This window comes from Streptomyces sp. NPDC005774 (assembly GCF_042871645.1).
Taxonomy (GTDB): domain Bacteria; phylum Actinomycetota; class Actinomycetes; order Streptomycetales; family Streptomycetaceae; genus Streptomyces; species Streptomyces pratens.
This window is the reverse complement of record NZ_JBIAIV010000022.1, coordinates 64858-81861: the sequence shown is the minus strand read 5'-3', so window position 1 is coordinate 81861 and position 17004 is coordinate 64858. Positions and strand designations below refer to the sequence as shown.

At 72.2% G+C, this 17004-nt stretch carries 14 protein-coding genes, 1 tRNA gene and 2 pseudogenes; 8 read left to right on the top strand and 9 right to left on the bottom strand.

All coding sequences use genetic code 11. The features are described 5' to 3' along the window. Positions 1–441 precede the first annotated feature (441 nt). Positions 442–834, bottom strand: a complete 393-nt coding sequence (locus ACFYQA_RS20860; RefSeq protein WP_332427157.1) for an FHA domain-containing protein — start codon at positions 832–834, stop codon at positions 442–444. Positions 835–987: 153 nt separating this feature from the next. Here ACFYQA_RS20860 and ACFYQA_RS20855 point away from each other — a divergent pair, with 153 nt between their 5' ends. After that, entirely contained in the window at positions 988–1419 is a 432-nt protein-coding gene (locus tag ACFYQA_RS20855; protein ID WP_388919726.1) for a DUF1992 domain-containing protein, read from the top strand. Between the two features lie 24 nt (positions 1420–1443). Here ACFYQA_RS20855 and ACFYQA_RS20850 read toward each other — a convergent pair whose 3' ends face one another. Both ACFYQA_RS20850 and ACFYQA_RS20845 read right to left on the bottom strand, forming a co-directional pair. After that, positions 1444–2070 (bottom strand): hypothetical protein, encoded by a 627-nt coding sequence (locus tag ACFYQA_RS20850; protein ID WP_388919723.1) that lies wholly within the window; start codon positions 2068–2070, stop codon positions 1444–1446. 5 nt (positions 2071–2075) lie between these two features. Beyond that, on the bottom strand, positions 2076–2750 hold the full coding sequence (locus ACFYQA_RS20845) for a hypothetical protein (protein WP_388919720.1): 675 nt from the start codon (positions 2748–2750) through the stop codon (positions 2076–2078). Positions 2751–2874: 124 nt separating this feature from the next. On the opposite strand from ACFYQA_RS20845, the gene ACFYQA_RS20840 reads away from it, so the two are divergent. After that, positions 2875–3366 carry a GNAT family N-acetyltransferase gene (locus ACFYQA_RS20840; RefSeq protein WP_388919717.1) on the top strand — a complete coding sequence of 164 codons (492 nt, stop codon included), beginning with the start codon at positions 2875–2877 and terminating at the stop codon, positions 3364–3366. Positions 3367–3379: 13 nt separating this feature from the next. On the opposite strand, the gene ACFYQA_RS20835 is transcribed toward ACFYQA_RS20840, so the two are convergent. Then, entirely contained in the window at positions 3380–5578 is a 2199-nt protein-coding gene (locus ACFYQA_RS20835; protein WP_388919714.1) for a DHA2 family efflux MFS transporter permease subunit, read from the bottom strand. Positions 5579–5738: 160 nt separating this feature from the next. Between ACFYQA_RS20835 and ACFYQA_RS20830 the strand changes: the two genes are divergently transcribed. Then, the gene (locus ACFYQA_RS20830; RefSeq protein WP_388919711.1) at positions 5739–7142 is read left to right on the top strand and encodes a peptidoglycan-binding protein; all 1404 of its coding nucleotides are present in this window, start codon (positions 5739–5741) and stop codon (positions 7140–7142) included. Positions 7143–7196: 54 nt separating this feature from the next. Here the strand turns inward: ACFYQA_RS20830 and ACFYQA_RS20825 are convergent, their stop codons facing one another. After that, positions 7197–7874, bottom strand: coding sequence for an HAD-IA family hydrolase (locus ACFYQA_RS20825; RefSeq protein WP_388919708.1), 678 nt, complete (start codon positions 7872–7874; stop codon positions 7197–7199). A gap of 334 nt (positions 7875–8208) precedes the next feature. After that, positions 8209–8790 carry a TMEM165/GDT1 family protein gene (locus ACFYQA_RS20820; protein WP_388919705.1) on the bottom strand — a complete coding sequence of 194 codons (582 nt, stop codon included), beginning with the start codon at positions 8788–8790 and terminating at the stop codon, positions 8209–8211. 550 nt (positions 8791–9340) lie between these two features. Here ACFYQA_RS20820 and ACFYQA_RS20815 point away from each other — a divergent pair. From ACFYQA_RS20815 to ACFYQA_RS20805, 3 genes are all read left to right on the top strand, one after another. Continuing rightward, positions 9341–9985 (top strand): HNH endonuclease family protein, encoded by a 645-nt coding sequence (locus ACFYQA_RS20815; protein ID WP_388919702.1) that lies wholly within the window; start codon positions 9341–9343, stop codon positions 9983–9985. An 88-nt stretch (positions 9986–10073) separates the two neighbouring features. Beyond that, positions 10074–11810, top strand: coding sequence for an alkaline phosphatase D family protein (locus tag ACFYQA_RS20810; protein WP_388919699.1), 1737 nt, complete (start codon positions 10074–10076; stop codon positions 11808–11810). 173 nt (positions 11811–11983) lie between these two features. Further along, positions 11984–12586 (top strand): DedA family protein, encoded by a 603-nt coding sequence (locus tag ACFYQA_RS20805; RefSeq protein WP_388919696.1) that lies wholly within the window; start codon positions 11984–11986, stop codon positions 12584–12586. A 138-nt stretch (positions 12587–12724) separates the two neighbouring features. On the opposite strand, the pseudogene ACFYQA_RS20800 reads toward ACFYQA_RS20805, so the two are convergent. Both ACFYQA_RS20800 and ACFYQA_RS20795 read right to left on the bottom strand, forming a co-directional pair. Beyond that, a pseudogene (locus ACFYQA_RS20800) lies at positions 12725–12949 on the bottom strand (DUF2277 domain-containing protein); the annotation flags it as partial. A gap of 224 nt (positions 12950–13173) precedes the next feature. Further along, a complete protein-coding gene (locus ACFYQA_RS20795; RefSeq protein ID WP_388919693.1) occupies positions 13174–14241 on the bottom strand; it encodes an RNA-guided endonuclease InsQ/TnpB family protein in 1068 nt (355 codons plus the stop codon). Between the two features lie 174 nt (positions 14242–14415). Here ACFYQA_RS20795 and tnpA point away from each other — a divergent pair, with 174 nt between their 5' ends. After that, on the top strand, positions 14416–14844 hold the full coding sequence (gene tnpA / locus ACFYQA_RS20790) for an IS200/IS605 family transposase (RefSeq protein ID WP_386404260.1): 429 nt from the start codon (positions 14416–14418) through the stop codon (positions 14842–14844). A gap of 324 nt (positions 14845–15168) precedes the next feature. Here tnpA and ACFYQA_RS20785 read toward each other — a convergent pair. After that, a tRNA-Val gene (locus ACFYQA_RS20785) sits at positions 15169–15240 on the bottom strand. Positions 15241–15609: 369 nt separating this feature from the next. Here ACFYQA_RS20785 and ACFYQA_RS20780 point away from each other — a divergent pair. Then, positions 15610–16812: pseudogene (locus ACFYQA_RS20780) on the top strand (IS110 family transposase); the annotation flags it as partial. Between the last annotated feature and the right edge of the window lie 192 nt (positions 16813–17004).

Genomic DNA, 17004 nt, shown 5'->3' with positions numbered 1-17004 from the left:
GACGGCGGCGGCGGTCCGCCACCGTGCGGGCCCGCGGACCCTGAAGGAGGCACGTCAGGCCGAAACCGGCCACGACGACGAGGGCTCCGCCCGCCGCGTCCAGCACCCAGTGGTTGCCCGTGGCAACGATCGCGGCGACTGAGGCTCGCACCGCCCCCGGAAGAGACGCAGGCAACCCCCGGTTCACCTGACGTCCGCTCCGCTTTGGTCCCGCTTTGGCCGGGATGACGACAGACGCGGGGGGCGGGGCGCCCGCCGGGACGCGGGAGGGATCACCCGGGAGACCCGGGTGCGGGGCGCCCGGCGCCTCCTGGAGCAGGCCCTGAAGCTCCCCCGCGCGGGACGGCGGTCCGGGCGGCCGGCGTCGAGGGGTACAACGGTTCTGCCCCGGCTCGGGTGCCGGAGTGGGCCGGAGTGTCCTTGCGGCAGCGGCTTTCCGCCTCACACCTCGTGGTAGAAACCCACGTTGACGCTGCGCGGGGCCGAGCGGTCCAGGATGACGACCTCGCCGTTGCCGCCCCGGGGCAGGGCGACGCTGCCGCCGTAGGCGACCGGGTGGGCCTGGTCGCCGATGGTCAGCCGGACCTCGGAGGACGGCTCGGGGAGCGAACCGCGCAGCCAGCTCAGGTACCAGGTGCCGTCCTGGGCGCACTGGAACTCCAGGTGGACCCTGGACACGAACAGCCAGTCGTCCGGTGTGGAGAGCCGGCACACCGACCTGTCCCGGCCCACCCGCAGCACGGCGCCCGGCTCGGTCGGTGCGTCGGCCATGAGCATGCCTGCCGTGGCCCCCGATTCCGCCGACGACACGGTGGCCATGGTGAGTTCGAGCACGTGCGTTCCTCCTGAGACGTTCTGGCGGGCCGGCTGTACCGGCCCGACGGCGGCCACAACGGCCTGGTGCGGCGGCCGGAACGGCTCGCTGTCGCCGCATGATAAAACGCCCGGCTCCCTCCCGTCCGTCCGTCCGGCGGGCACAATGGCCTCATGACCGAGCGAAAGCCGCCGGACGTGTCCTTCGAAACGTGGGTGGACAAGCAGATCCGTGATGCCGAGTCGCGCGGGGACTTCGCGCGGCTGCCGGGAGCGGGAAAGCCCCTTCCGCGCGATCTGGAGACCCCGTACGACGAGATGTGGTGGGTCAAGCGGAAGCTGGCCCGCGAGGGCTACTCGGTGCTGCCGCCGACACTGGCCCTGCGCAAGGAGGCCGAGGACGCCCTGGAGGCGGCCTACGCGGCCCCCTCGGAGCGGATCGTCCGGAGGATCCTCACGGAGATCAACGTCAAGATCCGCGACATGATGTACAAGCCGCCGCCCGGCCCCCCGCTGGGCAAAAAGCCGTACGACGTCGAGGACGTCGTACGGCAGTGGCGGGAGCGCCGGGCGGGGGCGGACGGGCCGGAGCCCGGGGACGCCTGACGGCGGCCCCGGGCCCGGAACCGGTCAGGCGCGCAGGAGCCGTTCCGCCAGTTCGCGGTAGTCCCGTAGGGCCAGGCGCAGTTGCTCGGTGCCGGTCTCGGCGGCGTTCGGGCCCTCGCCGACGTCCTCGGTCTGCCAGGACCGGCGCAGGGTACGGCGCCGCTCGGTCACCGCGTCCGTGAAGCGGGCGGCGAGTTCCTCCAGCACGCGATCGGCCTCCGCGACGGAGTCCCTCGGGGTGTCCACGAAACCGGCCACGGCGTGCTGCAACTGCGCGGTGAGCTTGTCGCCGTCGTCGTGCGGGAGCAGACGGTGACCGTGCCCCTCCTCGAGGGCGCGGTCACCGCCGTGGCGGTCGCGGCGCTCGTCCAGGGACGTGTACGTGTCCGGCGTGCCGCCGGTCCGGGAGCGGCCGGCGGCCGAAGGGCCCACGCCGTCGCGGGCGGGCGTCACTGTGCCGGTGTCCTCGCGGAGGTCCGGTGCGCCGGGTCGGGCGCCCTTTTCGTAAGCGTCCCGGCGGGGGTCGCCGTGGAGGTCCTGGTGGGCGTCCTCGCCGACACCGCCGTGGGTCCCGGGGACGGTCGTGCGGGTGGTGGTGCGGGGCGCCTCGGTCAGCGGTTCGTCGCCGGGGCGCCGTGTCGTGTCGGTCATCTCGGTCAGCTCTCCTTCGCCTGTCGCCGGTGGAGCAATGAGGGCGTGTGGGGGCGGCCGCGTTCGGCCGTCCTCGCGCGGTGGCCCTCCGGGTCGCCGCGGTGGTCTTCGCCGTCGTGACGGGACGGCCGCACCAGGTCGTCGAAGAGGGTGCGGGCCTCGACCATGGCCTCGCGCATCTCCTCGGTGCCCGCGCCGCCTTCGTGCCCGCCGTTCACGCGGGCCTGCGCGACCCGGTGCACCCGGCGGTAGCCGTCGACGTGGTGGGCGTGGTGCACGGACAGGGCGGCGAGCTGCTCCTCGTACTGGCCGCCGTCGGGGTAGCCCCGGGCGGCGGCGAGGTCGGCGAGCAGCCGGTCCGCCTCGGCGACGGCCTCCCGCGGCGAGTCGACGAACCGCTCCTGCGCGGCCGTCCAGCCCGCCTCGTACCTCTCCCGTTCGGCGGTCCCCAGCGGGCGTGCCCGCAGGTCGCCGTGGAGCTTCACGCGCTGGGCCAGTTCACGTTCGGCGGCCTCCGTGTCCCCGTCGTGCTGGGTGACGGCCCGGTCGTACTCGGGTCCGAAGCGCCGCTTCAGGTGCGCGCCGTGGCGTGGCCCACGGGCGCGCAGGGTCAGTACGGCCGCCGCGATGACAACGACCGCCACGATCACGATCAAGGCAATGATCAGGCCAGTGGACATGGATGCCTTCCGGTTCGTCGGCCAACCGGCTTTCCTCGCACGCCGGTTCTCCGTTCGGGTTGCCCGAAGAACCGCCCGCAAACAGAGTTGCGCGCTCGGGGAGAGACATACGCAGAATGCGGACATGACATGGACCATCCGTCCCGAACTCCCCGGTTCCCCCGTCGCCGCCGCGCTCTGGCGGGCGTACTACACGGAGGTCAGCGACCGCTGGTACCTGCTGCACGAGGGACGCCGGACCGATCCGGAGGAACTGGAGCGGGAGATCGCCGCGGAGTCGGGCGCCGACCTGGTGCCGCCGCGGGGACATCTGCTGGTCGCGTGGTACGGGGACGAGGCGGCGGGCAGTGCGGGGATCCGACTGTCGGCCGGTACGACCGCCGAACTCACCCGGGTCTTCCTGCACCCGGGGATGCGGGGCAGGGGCGGTGCGGTGCTCCTGGTGCGCGCCGCCGAGGACGCGGCCCGCGCGTCGGGGGCCGCCCGGCTGATCCTGGACACGCGCGGCGACCTGGTGGAGGCCCGCGCCCTGTACGCGCGGCTCGGCTTCACCGAGACGGAACCGCACAACAGCCAACCGTTCGCCGAGCACTGGTTCACCAAGCGGCTCGGTTGAACTCCGGGCGGGCTCAGCCGACCGGCGCACCCGGGCGGCCGCCGCGCGCACCCCTCGGACGTCCGCCGCCGTCGTGCGGGCGTTCCCCGCTCGATCCGCCCAGTTCTCCCGACAGTTCGTGCACCAGCTGCACCAGATCGGTGGGCCGGTCCGGCCCCCACCAGTCGCCGAGCAGCTCGGCCAGGGACTCCTCCCGGGCCCGCGCCAGCCGCTCGGCGGCCTCGAACCCGTCGTCGGTCAGGACGAGGCCGAAGCCCTCGCGCCGGGCGAGGTGCCGCACCTCGGCCTGGCGGGCGGCCTCCATGACGACATCGAGCGGGACGGTGCTGCGCTCGGCGAGCAGGGCCGGTTCCACCGAGCCGTGCCTTCTGATCCGCAGCAGCATCCAGCTCGTCGCGGGCAGCAGGTCGTAGCCCGCGCGGGTGGTGGTCTTCCGGTAGACGTCGCGCCGGCCCTCGCGGGTACCGAGCAGGGACAGCGCGCGGCACACCTCGTCGTACGAGGACCGCTCCACCGGGTTGCTGGCCAGTATCTCGGTGCCGTCGGGCGCGGTGACCGAGGCGCGCAGCTTGTCCTCCTTGAGGAACCAGGCGAGGACGAACCCGACGAGGGCGAGGGGAACGGCGTACAGGAAGACGTCGGTGATGGCGGAGGCGTACGCGTGGACGACCTCCGGGCGCAGGGCGGCCGGCAGGCCTCCGATGCCGCGCGGGTCGGACTCCAGCGCGTCGGCGGAGACACCGGGCGGGAGCCGGACATCGCGGAAGGCGGCGGTGAGTTTGTCGTCGAGGCCGTTCGTGAAGATCATGCCGAAGACGGCGACGCCGAAGGAGGCTCCGATGGACCGGAAGAAGGTCACGCCGGAGGTGGCGACGCCGAGGTCCCGGTAGGAGACGGCGTTCTGCACGATCAGCACCAGGACCTGGATCACCAGGCCGAGCCCCAGGCCGAAGACGAAGAAGAAGGCGCTCATCACGGGGATGGGGCTGTTCTCGTCGAGCTGGTGGAGCAGCAGCAGGCCGATGGTGATGAGGCCGGTGCCCGCGATCGGGAACACCTTCCAGCGGCCGGTACGGCTGACGATCTGTCCGGAGGCGGTCGAGGCCAGCAGTGTTCCGGCCACCATCGGCAGCATGTGCACACCGGACATGGTCGGGCTGGTGCCTTGGACCACTTGGAGGAACGTCGGCAGATAGACGTTCGTGCCGAACATGGCGAAGCCGACGATGAAACTGACCACGACGGTGAGCGTGAAGGTGCGGATCCGGAACAGTCCCAGCGGCAGCACCGGTTCGACGGCCCGGCGTTCCACGGCCACGAACGCGACGGCGAGGACGGCGCCCAGCACCGCGAGGCCGATGATCTGCGACGAGCCCCAGGCCCAGGTGGTGCCGCCGAGGGAGGCGACCAGGACCAGGCAGGTCGCGACGGAGGCGATGAGGAAGGTGCCGAGGTAGTCGATGACGTGCCGGGTCGACCTGCGCGGGATGTGCAGCACCGTCGCGATGACGGCGAGGGCGACGATCCCGAGGGGCAGGTTGATGTAGAACACCCAGCGCCAGCTCAGGTGCTCGGTGAACAGTCCGCCGAGCAGTGGCCCGAGGACGCTCGTCGTACCGAAGACCGCGCCGAACATGCCCTGGTACTTGCCCCGTTCACGGGGCGGCACGAGGTCTCCGACGATCGCCATGGACAGCACGATCAGTCCGCCGCCGCCCAGCCCCTGGAGCGCGCGGAAACTGATCAGCTGAGCCATGTCCTGCGCCGTGCCGCACAGCGCGGACCCCACCAGGAAGATGACGATGGCGCCCTGGAACAGCCGCTTGCGGCCGTACTGGTCGCCGAGTTTGCCCCACAGCGGGGTCACGGCGGTCGAGGCCAGCAGATACGCGGTGACCACCCAGGACAGATGCTCCAGACCGCCCAGTTCACTGACGATGGTGGGCAGCGCGGTGGCCACGATGGTCTGGTCGAGGGCGGCGAGCAGCAGGCCGAGGAGCAGGGCGCTCATCGAGACGACGACGTTGCGGGGCACCTGCTCGTGGGGGCCGCCGACACCACCCGGGCCACCCGGACCACCCGGGCCACCCGGACCACCCGGGCCACCCGGGCCGCCCGGAGCGGCATCGGGGGCCGGCGGTCCGGAACCGGCACCGGGCGAGGGCCGCGCGCTGCCCGCCCTCTCCGCCCTGCCGTGCGCGTCCCCGGACATGACCACCTCCACAGGTTCTCGTTTCCACGGTCCATCGTGATCGGTATGGCCGGTTATGGCCTGTCGAGCCCATCCGGAGGGTCGCATTCCGGGGGCGTGTGCGTCGGCATGTGGAGAAGATCTGCATAATCTCTGGAGATCACGAGGGGAGGGAGTACACGTGGACGATTCGACGGGCACCCCGTGTCCGGAATGCGGTGCGTTCAGGAACAGGGACAACACCCCTTCCTGCGCCTGCACTCTGCGCGCGTCCGACGCCCTCCGCGACGCCCGTACGGCGCAGGTGGCAGAGGCCGAGGACTTCACTCCGCTCCGCATCCGCCCGTACGTCGAACTCGACGACGACACGACGGCCGCACCGGCCGCACCGGGTACGCCGAACAGCGGTGGCACGCCGGGGGGCAGCCGCCCCCCGGCCCCTGAAGCCGGACAAGAAGCCGACCGGATCGAACAGGCCGGGCAAAGGGCGGAAGAGCCCCCCGCCCAGCCCGATGCGAGCCGGCAGGACGCACCGGCGGCTCACGGCGGGCTCGCGGCGCGGAACGAGCAGACCCCGCAGGCCGGGCAGGCCGGGCAGGTGACGCCCGGTGCACCGCAGCCGGCCGACGCGACCATGCAACTGCGCGCCATCGCCCCGGACGCACTCACCGCGCCCGGGACTCCGGGTACTCCCGTCGCCTCCGGAGCCCCAGGGGCTCCCGAGGACCCGGACGCGACGTCCGTACTCCCCTCGGCCACTCCGGTGACGGCCCCTCAGCCCTCGCCCCTCGCCGCACCTCTCGCGCCGCCCATGAGCGAGCCGAGTGCCACCGACCTGAACCTGTTCGACTCCACGCGCCCCCTCAGGGCGGTGTCCGCCGCGGCAGGGCCGCACACGGGCCCGGCCCCGGACGCCGGCGGACCCGCTCCCTCCGCCGGCCGCCGCCGTCGCCGCACCACGCTGCTCGTGGCCGCCGGAGCCGTCGTGGCGGTGGTCGGGGGCGCCGGATGGGCGAGCGGGTTGTTCGCCTACGAGACGCCGTCGCGGGACGGCGCACTGCCGAAGGACGTACGGGCGAGCGTGCCGGACGCGCCGTCCGACGCGCCCCTGGCGGCGCCGGCCGCGAGCGCTTCCGGCTCACCGGAGGTGTCCGCCCCGGCGTCGGCCTCGGCCGCTCCGTCCGGGAGCGCGAGCCCGTCGGCGTCGCCGTCGGCCTCGGAGCCGGGGCCGGAGGACGAAGCGGAGGCGGACGCTTCGGCGACCCCGTCAAACGCGGCGGAGTCCTCCGCGGCCCCGACGACGACCGCCCCGGCCGCCGTCCCCGAGGAGACGGAGGAAGCGGACGACGGCAACGCCACCGGCGCCACGCTGAGGCGCGGCGACCGGGGTCCGGAGGTCGCCGACCTCCAGCAGCGCCTGAGCAAGGTGTACCTGTACAACGACTCGGCCCACGGCCGGTTCAATCACCGCACGGAGGACGCCGTCCGCAACTACCAGTGGTCGCGGGGCGTCCGCGGCGACGAGCTGGGTGTGTACGGACCGGAGACCCGGAGCCGCCTGGAGGCGGAGACGAACAACCGCTGAGGCGACGGAACGCGCCGCGCCGGCCTCAACGCCGCGCGGCGGCGGCAGGCGGCGTCAGCCCGCGTGCCCGGCGTCCGTGATGTGCAGCAGGATCGTCCCGTCCGCGCCGCGCTCCACCCGTACCTGGGTCAGGTCGCGCACGACCACGTCCGGGTCGTGGAACCCGGCGCGCGGGCCGATGCCGACGACCCGCATGCCGGCCGCGCGTCCCGCGGCGATTCCCGCCCCGGAGTCCTCGAAGACCACGCAGTCGGCCGGGGCGACGCCCAGTTCCGCCGCGCCCTTGAGGAAGCCCTCGGGGTCGGGCTTGCTCGCGCCGACCGACTCGGCGGTCACCCGCACCTCGGGCCGCTCCAGCCCGGCGGCGGCCATCCGCGCCGTGGACAGGGCGACGTCGGCGGAGGTCACCAGGGCGTGCGGGAAGCCGTCGAGCGAGGCGAGGAACGCGCGGGCGCCCGGTATCTCGACGACGCCCTCGGTGTCCGAGGTCTCCTCGGCGAGCATGCGCGCGTTGTCGGCGTGGTTCTGCTCCACCGGCCGGTTCGGCAGCAGCAGCGCCATCGAGGCGTAGCCCTGGCGGCCGTGCACGACCTTCATGACCTCGTCGCCGTCGAGCCCGTTCCGCTCGGCCCAGCGCCGCCAGACGCGCTCGACCGAGGCGTCCGAGTTGACGAGGGTGCCGTCCATGTCCAGCAGGAGGGCACGGGCGGTGAGTACGGCGGTGGCCGTCATCGGCAGCTCCAAAGCGCGGGTGCGGGGTCCGGGCGCGGGACCCGGGTGCGGGCCCCGGTGCGGTTCCCGGGGAGGGGGACAAGGCGGCCCCGCCCGCCGGTCAGGGAAAACGGGCGGGAGCCACTTTGTTCATTCACGATACAAAACAAGCCCGGCATCCCGCCAGCACCCCCGCCGACCGTTCACGGATCGTTGGCCGCGCCGTCGCCCCCGCAGCCGTCGGCGGAACCGGCCGACCGGCCGGCCGCCCCGCTCGTGCCACCCTCCCCGCCGGCCCTGCCCGACTCGCCCGTCCGCCCCGTCGGCCCCGTCGCCCCGCCCCGCCCCGCCCCGCTCAGCCGGTCACCACCTCCCACAGGCTCCACACCCCGAGCCCCAGCATCAGCAGCGCCGCGATCCGGGTGATCAGCTTGAGCGGAACCCGCTTCATCAGGGCCTTTCCGCCGACAATGCCCAGCCCGGCCACCGTCCACAGCGCCAGCACCGCACCCAGGCCGACGGAGAGCGGGTCGTCGTAACGGGCGGCGAGGTTGGCCGTCATGATCTGGGTGAGATCGCCGAACTCGGCGACCAGGATGAGCATGAAGCCCGCCCCGGACACCTTCCAGAAGGACTGGTTCTCCGGCTTGCGGATCTCCTCGTCGTCGTCGTCCTTCCTGAACAGCAGCACCGCCGCGCCGCCCAGGAAGAGCACGCCCGTGATCGCGTGCACGAGCTGCTGCGGCAGCAGGGTGAGCACGCTGCCCGCCGCCACCGCGAGCACGACATGCACGGCGAAGGCGGCGGCGACACCTGCGAAGACGTAGGAGGCCCGGTAGCGGGTGCCGAGGACGAGGCCGGCGAGCGCGGTCTTGTCCGGCAGCTCGGCGAGGAAGACGACGCCGAACACGACGGCCGTCACGGTCAGGTTGATCAAGGTTCCTCGATCGGTCGGGGCTGCCCCACCGAGAGTCTGTGTGTGTCCACGGGACACCTCGGCACGGCAGCACACATGGCACCCGTGCCGAGGGGCACGGGCGTGCACTGCTTGCCGAAGGTCTCGCCGGCCGACCCCTGTACGGGGCCTGCCTCCGGGCGCCGGCTCAGACGGGCTGAGCAGTATGTCGACGGTCCGGCGAAGGGCTACTCCCCCTCTGCGCCATCCATCGTACGCGAGGCCGGTCCGAGCACCCTCCCGAGTACCGCCCGAGCGCCGCCCGAGCACCCGCCCGAGCGCCTGCCGGGCAGCCACACCCACCCTCCTGCGCGCCCCCCGCACACCCTTCGGTGCCCCGCCCGTAGAGGCGGGGCGCCCGCAGAAACGTCACGCCCGCACGACATCCACACCACATCGGCACCGCCGCACGTCTAGACACGTCATGCACACGTCATTAAGTTCTCACCGGGTCCACCCCTCCCCGTAACGCCGCGAGGCGAGCATTCCCCTTGCTCGCACCCCAACGCCCCCACCCCACAAGGGAGTTCGCATGCCCAAGTTCTACGCGCGTCGACGCCTGAGCATAGTCGCGGCGCTCACCGGGCTCATAGCCTCCGCCGGAATGCTCAACGGCCCGAGCGCCTCCGCCGCCCTCCCCACCCCGGTCAGCGGCTCCACGGCCCGCACCTACCTCGCCTCGCTCACCGTGTCCACCGAAAGCCGCACCGGCTACAACCGTGACCTCTTCCCCCACTGGATCACCATCAGCGGCACCTGCAACACCCGCGAGACGGTCCTCAAGCGCGACGGCACGAACGTCGTCACCGACTCCGCCTGCGCTTCCACCAGCGGCAGTTGGTACTCCCCGTTCGACGGCGCCACCTGGACCGCCGCCTCCGACGTCGACATCGACCACCTCGTCCCGCTCGCCGAGGCCTGGGACTCCGGCGCCGGCTCCTGGACCACCGCCCGGCGCCAGGCCTTCGCCAACGACCTCACCCGCCCGCAGCTCCTCGCGGTCACCGACAACGTCAACCAGTCCAAGGGCGACAAGGACCCCGCCGAGTGGATGCCGTCCCGCACGGCCTACCGCTGCACCTACGTCCGCGCCTGGGTGCAGGTGAAGTACTACTACGGCCTGTCGGTCGACTCGGCCGAGAAGTCCGCCCTGCAGGGCTACCTCGCGAGCTGCTGACCGCGCGGTACACCGCAACAGGCGCAAGATCCCCCGTACTCCTCCGTCGTTCCGTACCGTACGGGGCGACGGAGGAAGGGGCACCACCATGACCGGACTGCGCCTCGGGCCGCTGCTGAGGTACATCGACGGTTCGTCCGCGACCGTCTGGGTCGAGACGAGCCGGCCGGGCACCATCGAGGTGCGCTGCGCCGACGGGCCCGGCGGGACGGCCCGCACCTTCCAGATCGCGGGGCACCACTACGCGCTCGTCGAGGTGACCGGCCTGACACCCGGCACGGCGACGCCGTACGAGGTGTTCCTCGACCGCACCCGCGTGTGGCCGCCGGCCGAGGACGAGGCCTTCGCGTCGCTGCCGCCCTCCGTCATCTCCACGCCCGGCGCGGAGGCCGGCGCCGGGGTGCGGGTCGCCTTCGGCTCCTGCCGCTGGGCGTCCCCGCCGGTCGGCGAACCCGATCCCGTCGGCCCCGACGCGCTGCACGGCCTGGCCGCGCGCATCGCCGCCGATCCGGACGGCGAGCGGCCCGACGTGCTGCTCCTCCTGGGCGACCAGGTGTACGCGGACGAGGTCTCCGACGCCACGCGCGCCTATCTCGCCGCCCGCCGCGGCCTCGAGGCCCCGCCGGGCGACCAGGTGGCGGACTACGAGGAGTACACCCACCTCTACTACGAGTCCTGGCTCGACCCGCTGGTGCGCTGGCTGCTGTCGACCGTCCCCACGTGCATGGTCTTCGACGACCACGACGTGGTCGACGACTGGAACACCTCCGCCTCCTGGGTCGCCGACATGCGGGCCACGTCCTGGTGGGGCGAGCGGGTGCACAGCGGTCTGATGTCGTACTGGGTGTACCAGCATCTCGGCAACCTCTCCCCGCGCGAACTGGCGGCGGACCCGCTGTACGCGTCCGTGCGGGAACGCCCCGACGGTACGGACGTGCTGCGGGCCTTCGCCGCGAAGGCCGAGGCCGACGCGGCCTCGGTGCGCTGGAGTTACCGGCGCGACTTCGGCCGGGTGCGGCTGCTGATGGTGGACAGCCGGGCGGCCCGGGTCCTGGCGGAGGGCGAGCGTGCGATGCTCGACCCGGCCGAGGCGGCCTGGCTGCGCGAACAGGCTCTGGACGGGCGCGGCGCGTACGACCATCTCCTCATCGGTACGTCCCTGCCCTGGCTGCTGCCGCATCTGGTGCACGACGTCGAGGGGTGGAGCTCCGTGCTGGCCCGGGGCGACAAGGGGCCCCGCTGGGCGCGGTTCGGGGAGTGGCTGCGGCGCGCGGCGGATCTGGAGCACTGGGCGGCGTTCCCGGAGTCCTTCGGGGAGCTGGCGGAGGTGATCGCCGAGGCCGGTACGGGACCGGACGCGCCGGCGACGGTGTGTGTTCTCTCCGGTGATGTCCATCACGCGTATGTCGCGGAGCCGAGCTGGGACACGAAGGGCCGGGGGCGCGGGTCCGGGGACGGACGGGGACGGGTGCGGGGGCCGGATGCCCGGGTGGTGCAGCTGACCTGCTCCCCTGTGCACAACTCCATTCCCCTGTCGATCCGGCTCGGGTTCCGCTTCGGCTGGAGCGCCGTCGCCCGCGGCCTCGGCCGGGTCTTCGCCCGGCACGGGCACTCGGGGCGACCGCCGGTCAAGTGGCGTAGGACCGGCGGGCCTTGGTTCGGCAACCAGCTCATGACGCTGACGATGCGCGGACGCTCCTCGGTGCTGCGGCTGGAGCACGCGCACACGGCGGAGCGCCCGGCACCGGGGACGGACGCGGGGCAGCCGGGCCCGGGACCGGAGGTCCGGCTGAGAAGGGTGACGGAGACCGAACTGAGCGGGTGAGGTACGGGAGGGACGCAGGGCAACACATAGGCACGGCGTCGTACACACGAACTCTTCGTGACCTTTCCGTCACCTGTCCGGCGTACTCTCAGTGACTGTCAACGGTCACTCCTGCCGCTCCTCCGCGCCACCGCGGCACGGTCTGGCCGACGGGGGAGCAACGGGGAGTTCGGGTGGAGAGTTTCGGGTCGCTGATCGGCAGCCCATGGGTCTACGCGGTGGTGGCCCTCTCGGTCCTCCTTGACGTGTTCCTGCCGGTACTGCCGAGCGGGGTCCTCGTGATCGCGGCGGCCACGGCCGCCGCCGCGGGCACCGCGACCGACGTGCCCGACATCCTGGTCCTGACGCTCTGCGCCGCCACCGCCTCCGTCCTGGGCGACCTGGTCGCCTACCGTCTCGCCTGGCGCGGCGGCGACCGCCTGGACCGGGCGATCGCCCGCTCCCGCCGTCTGGCCGGTGCGCAGGAACGTCTCGGCGCCGCTCTGGCCCGCGGCGGCGGCGGTCTGGTCGTCCTCGCCCGTTTCGCCCCGGCCGGCCGCTCACTGGTCTCGCTCGGCGCGGGCGCCGCCCGCCGCCGGGCCCGCGACTTCCTGCCCTGGTCGGCACTGGCCGGCCTGTCCTGGGCCGCCTACAGCGTGGCCCTCGGCTACCTCGGCGCCCACTGGCTGGGCGCGACCTGGGTCGCCACCGCGGTGTCGGTCGGCGCGCTGTTCGGGGCGGGCGCGGGGGCGGCGTACCTGATGCGCAGGCAGCCCGTACCGGTAGAGGCGTCGTAACGGGGTAACGGGGGCCCGCCCCGCTCCTCTTCACCCGCTACGCCGTTCACCCACTCGCCCCGTCCCCCATCCCGCTCCCCCGTCCACCGCGCCTTCTCGTCCACCGCGCCTCTTCGTCCACCCCGCCTGCCGCGCCGTGGTCGTGCTCGCGCCCGCGCCGCGCACCTCCAGGCCGTCCAGCAGGCCGGCCGTGGCCTCGGCGATCGCGTCCACGGCCCGGTCGAAGACCTCGCGATTGTGGGCGGCCGGCGCCCGGAAGCCGGACACCTTCCTCACGTACTGCAGGGCGGCGGCCCGGATCTCGTCTTCGGTGGCCTCCTCGGACAACGCGGGCGGACGCAGGGTCTTGATACTCCGGCACATGCCCCCAGTCTCACCCCGGGACGCCCTCGACGGCCATACCGGACGACCGCGTACCCGGGCTTGCCCGATCGGGCGAACCGGGCGAGGAGACCCCCGAGTCGACCCGTCCTCCAAAATCGAACAGACGTATCATTAATGCGTGGCTGCGACCTATGACTTCCCGAGTGACCTCCTCGCCGGTCAGGAGGAGTTGCGTCAGGTCCAGGCCGAGCTGTCGGCCCTTGTCAACTACGCGAGCCCTGATGAAGGGCCGCGCTTGCAGCTGGAGTACCAGAGGTGTCCGCCGCATGGGGCTGGTTGACGGCAGCCCAGACGTGTTCGGCGCGGTCCGCGATGTTGCGGCCCGCATTGTGGTCTGCGTGCGCGACGACGCCGCATGACCGGCAGGCGAAGAGTTCCTGCGTGGGACGGTTGGCCTTCTCCGTGTGCCCGCACCACGAACACTGCTGGCTCGTGTAGGCGGGATCGACCTGGACGAACGGGACCCCGGCTCGCTCTGCCTTGTACTGCACGAAGGCGGCGAGCTGGGCGAATGCCCAGGAATGCAGCGCGACCCGTTGGGGCTTTCGGAGCCGTACCCGTTCGCGAATACCGGTCAGGTCTTCCAGACCGATTCCGCGCCCGGTGCGTTCAGCCTCGGTCACGATGCGCTTGGAGATGACGTGGTTGATGTGCGTGGCGTGCCGCGCCTCACGACGGGACCGCTTCTTCAGCTTCCGCTTGGCGGACTTCGTCCCCCGTGCCTGGAGTTCGGCGCGGATGCGGAGCTGCCGGCGCCGGTACTTGTTCAGCTCCTGCCCGGCGAACGGCTCCCCCTCGTCCGAGGTGGTGGCGATGTTCGCGATCCCGAGGTCCACGCCGATCCAGCCGTTCGGCCGCATGTTGGGATCGGCGGCCGGGATCTCGCACGTGGCGATCAGATACCAGGCCCCGTCACGGCGGACGAGGTCGCTCTCTCCCTTGCGACGCTCAGCCAGCGTCTTCAACGCGCCGGGCGAGCAGACGAACGGCACACCCCGGATACGGCCGCTGGTGGTCCAGACCGACACGGTCTGCTGGTCGTACTGCCAGGAAAGACACCGGTCGTCATACGACTGGGCGGCGTCGGGGCGGAAGCGGACCGGGGTGTTCGCGATGCGCCGGCACCGATCGGAGTCCTTCTTGCCGTAGTTCCCGGCCTTCAGGTTCGCCTTGCGGGTCGAGTAGGCATCGGCCACCTTCCTGATCACATGCAGTGCCGGCTGCGCCGACAGCCCCCGCGCCTTCAGCTCGGCATAGGCGAAAGGCTGCAATGCCTTGCGCGTGCGGTCCCGGTCACCCTCCCGGCCCTGGGCGCGGACAGACAGTCAGTTCGCCGCGTCGTTGGTCGCGTGCAGGGTCGCCTCAAGTGCCGTGGCCACCTCGGGCGACGGCGTGAGTTTGACCTGCACGACGACTTTCACACCGTGCATCGTAGCATCGTGTCTATGTCGCCACGATGGGAACCAAACCCCGATATCCGCAGGGGACGCAGCGTCGTCCACACCCTGCACGCGCATCTGGTCTTTGTCCCGAAGTATCGGCGCGGCGTCTTCACCGACGAGATCCTGACCCGATGCGAAGAGATCATGAGCGAGGTGTGCGCCAAGGCCAACGCCGAGTTGCGGGAGTTCAACGGCGAACGCGACCATGTCCACCTCCTCGTTCACTACCCACCGCAGGTCAAGCTGTCCGCCCTGGTGGGCTCCCTCAAGGGCGTCTCCGCCCACTACCTCCGCAAGGAGTTCCACGACCACATCAAGCGGTACCTGTGGGGCGAACACTTCTGGTCCCCGTCCTACTTCGCCGCCTCCGCCGGTGGCGCACCACTGGCAGTGGTCAAGGAGTACATCGAGAACCAGAACCGGCCCGACTGAGCGCGGCACCGTCGCGGAAGCTTTACGAAGCGACGCGGCGGCGCTCCGCGCCGCCCTACGCAGGATGCAATTCCTCCGGAGTCGGGAGCACGAGCTGGTGGTGTTCGTCAGCACCCATCGGTACTGGGCGGAGCTGACCGGCGCCGACCGCGTCCACGCCCGCTCCCGGCTGAAGCACGCGCACGGGACAGCGCCGTCGCCGGGCGGGACGGAACCGTCCCCGTAGGGACACCCCCGGTACGAACGGCACCACGAACGGAACAGGGTCCTCCGGAGCTGCTCCGGAGGACCCTGTTCCCGCGAGACCGCGGGCTCGCGATGCGGTGGGCGCGGACGGTTTCGAACCGCCGACATCCTGCTTGTAAGGCAGGCGCTCTACCCCTGAGCTACGCACCCGGGACCCGGGCGCACCGCCCAGACCGATTCGACAGCCTACATGGCCCGGGGAACGATCCCGGCTCCCGGGTCCTTCCTCATCCGTCCGGGCGGGTTCCCCCGTTACCTTTTTCGTGGCCCCGCAATGGGGCGCCTGGCCCCCGGGCCCGGTATGGCTGTGTGCCCCCTGTCGAAGTCGATGACCTGGGGGGTGTTGCCGCCGGGCTTCGGGGCACCGCTTGACCGCTGATGAGGGGCCTGACGACCGCCCGGCCCGGCGCAATGCCGGACCGTTTTACGGGTGGGGATGTCTGCGTAACGTGGTTGCCGGCGTGTGGTGCCGCAGGGACGGCCGGGAGACGGGACACGAGTGACGAGGGGCACGGGCAGATGGTCGACACGACCGCGACAGATCTCTTCCTCGGCCTGGACCTGGGCAAGGAGTTCCACCACGCCCACGGCCGGACCGCGGACGGCAGAACCGTGCACGACAAACGGCTGCCCAACACCGAGCCGAAACTGCTCGAACTGTTCACCAGACTGGTGGCGAAGTTCGGCACCGTCCTGGTGATCGTGGACCAGGTCGCCAACATCGGCGCGCTGCCGTTGACGGTGGCCCGCGCGGCGGGTTGCCGGGTCGCCTACCTGCCCGGGTTGTCGATGCGGCGGGCCGCCGACCTGCACCCGGGCGAGGCCAAGACCGACGCCCGCGACGCGTTCGTGATCGCGGAGACCGCCCGGTCCATGCCGCACACCCTGCGCGCGGTGGACCGTGACGACGAGGTGCTGGCCGAGCTGACGATGCTCACCGGCTACGACAACGACCTGGCCGGCGAGGTCAACCGCACCACCAACCGGCTGCGCGGCCTGCTCTCCCAGATCCATCCCTCTCTTGAGCGTGTGCTCGGCCCGCGCCCGGCCTACCCCTACGTCCAGGCCCTCCTGGCCCGGCACGGCTCCCCGGCCCGGCTGAAGAAGCTCGGCCGCACGCGGTGCGAGGCCCTGCTCAGGGCGCACGGCTCGCGCAAGGCCCACCACCTCGCCACCGAGATCTTCGACGCGCTCGCCGAGCAGACCCTGGTCGTTCCCGGCACCGAGGCGTCCGCGCTGATCGTGCCGGGCCTGGCCGCCCAGCTCGCCGCCGCCCACGCCCAGCGACGCCAGGCCGAGCAGGAGATCGCCGCCCTGCTGGAGGCCCTCCCTCTTTTCCACCTCCTGACGTCCCTGCCCGGCCTGGGCGTCAGGACCACGGCCGCGGTGATCGTCGCGATCGGTGACGGCACCGGCTTCCCCACCGCCGGACACCTCGCCTCCTACGCCGGACTCGCCCCGGCCACGAAGTCCTCGGGCACCTCCATCCGCGGCGAGCACGCACCCCACCGCGGCAACCGGCTCCTCAAACGTGCCCTGTTCCAGGCCGCGTTCGCCGCGATCGGCTGCAAGAGTGACCCGTCCTCCCGGATCTACTACGACCGTCAGAGAGCACGCGGCAAGACCCACACCCAGGCGATCCTCCGCCTGGCCCGGCAACGCGTGAACGTCATCCACGCGATGATCCGCACCGGCACCCTCTACGAACCACGCATCCCCCGACGACGTCGGCCTCGCCGCTTGACGGCTCCACCGCTGCTGCCCTCCAGGCCCCATCACGCCCGCACGCCGGCACGGCCAGTCCGGCCCTGCCGGCCACCGGACTGCCCACCGCGCACCCGATCCGCCGGGAACGTCCCGCTTCGCGGGACGTTCCCGAAAGCCAGGATCAACCTCCACGAACCGGCCCTGACG

Coding starts and splice junctions, on each gene's coding strand:
- ACFYQA_RS20855 (WP_388919726.1), top strand. CDS start 988: ATGACCGAGCGAAAGCCGCCGGACGTGTCCTTCGAAACGTGGGTGGAC.
- ACFYQA_RS20850 (WP_388919723.1), bottom strand. CDS start 2,070: ATGACCGACACGACACGGCGCCCCGGCGACGAACCGCTGACCGAGGCG.
- ACFYQA_RS20845 (WP_388919720.1), bottom strand. CDS start 2,750: ATGTCCACTGGCCTGATCATTGCCTTGATCGTGATCGTGGCGGTCGTT.
- ACFYQA_RS20840 (WP_388919717.1), top strand. CDS start 2,875: ATGACATGGACCATCCGTCCCGAACTCCCCGGTTCCCCCGTCGCCGCC.
- ACFYQA_RS20835 (WP_388919714.1), bottom strand. CDS start 5,578: ATGTCCGGGGACGCGCACGGCAGGGCGGAGAGGGCGGGCAGCGCGCGG.
- ACFYQA_RS20825 (WP_388919708.1), bottom strand. CDS start 7,874: ATGACGGCCACCGCCGTACTCACCGCCCGTGCCCTCCTGCTGGACATG.
- ACFYQA_RS20815 (WP_388919702.1), top strand. CDS start 9,341: ATGCCCAAGTTCTACGCGCGTCGACGCCTGAGCATAGTCGCGGCGCTC.
- ACFYQA_RS20810 (WP_388919699.1), top strand. CDS start 10,074: ATGACCGGACTGCGCCTCGGGCCGCTGCTGAGGTACATCGACGGTTCG.
- tnpA (WP_386404260.1), top strand. CDS start 14,416: ATGTCGCCACGATGGGAACCAAACCCCGATATCCGCAGGGGACGCAGC.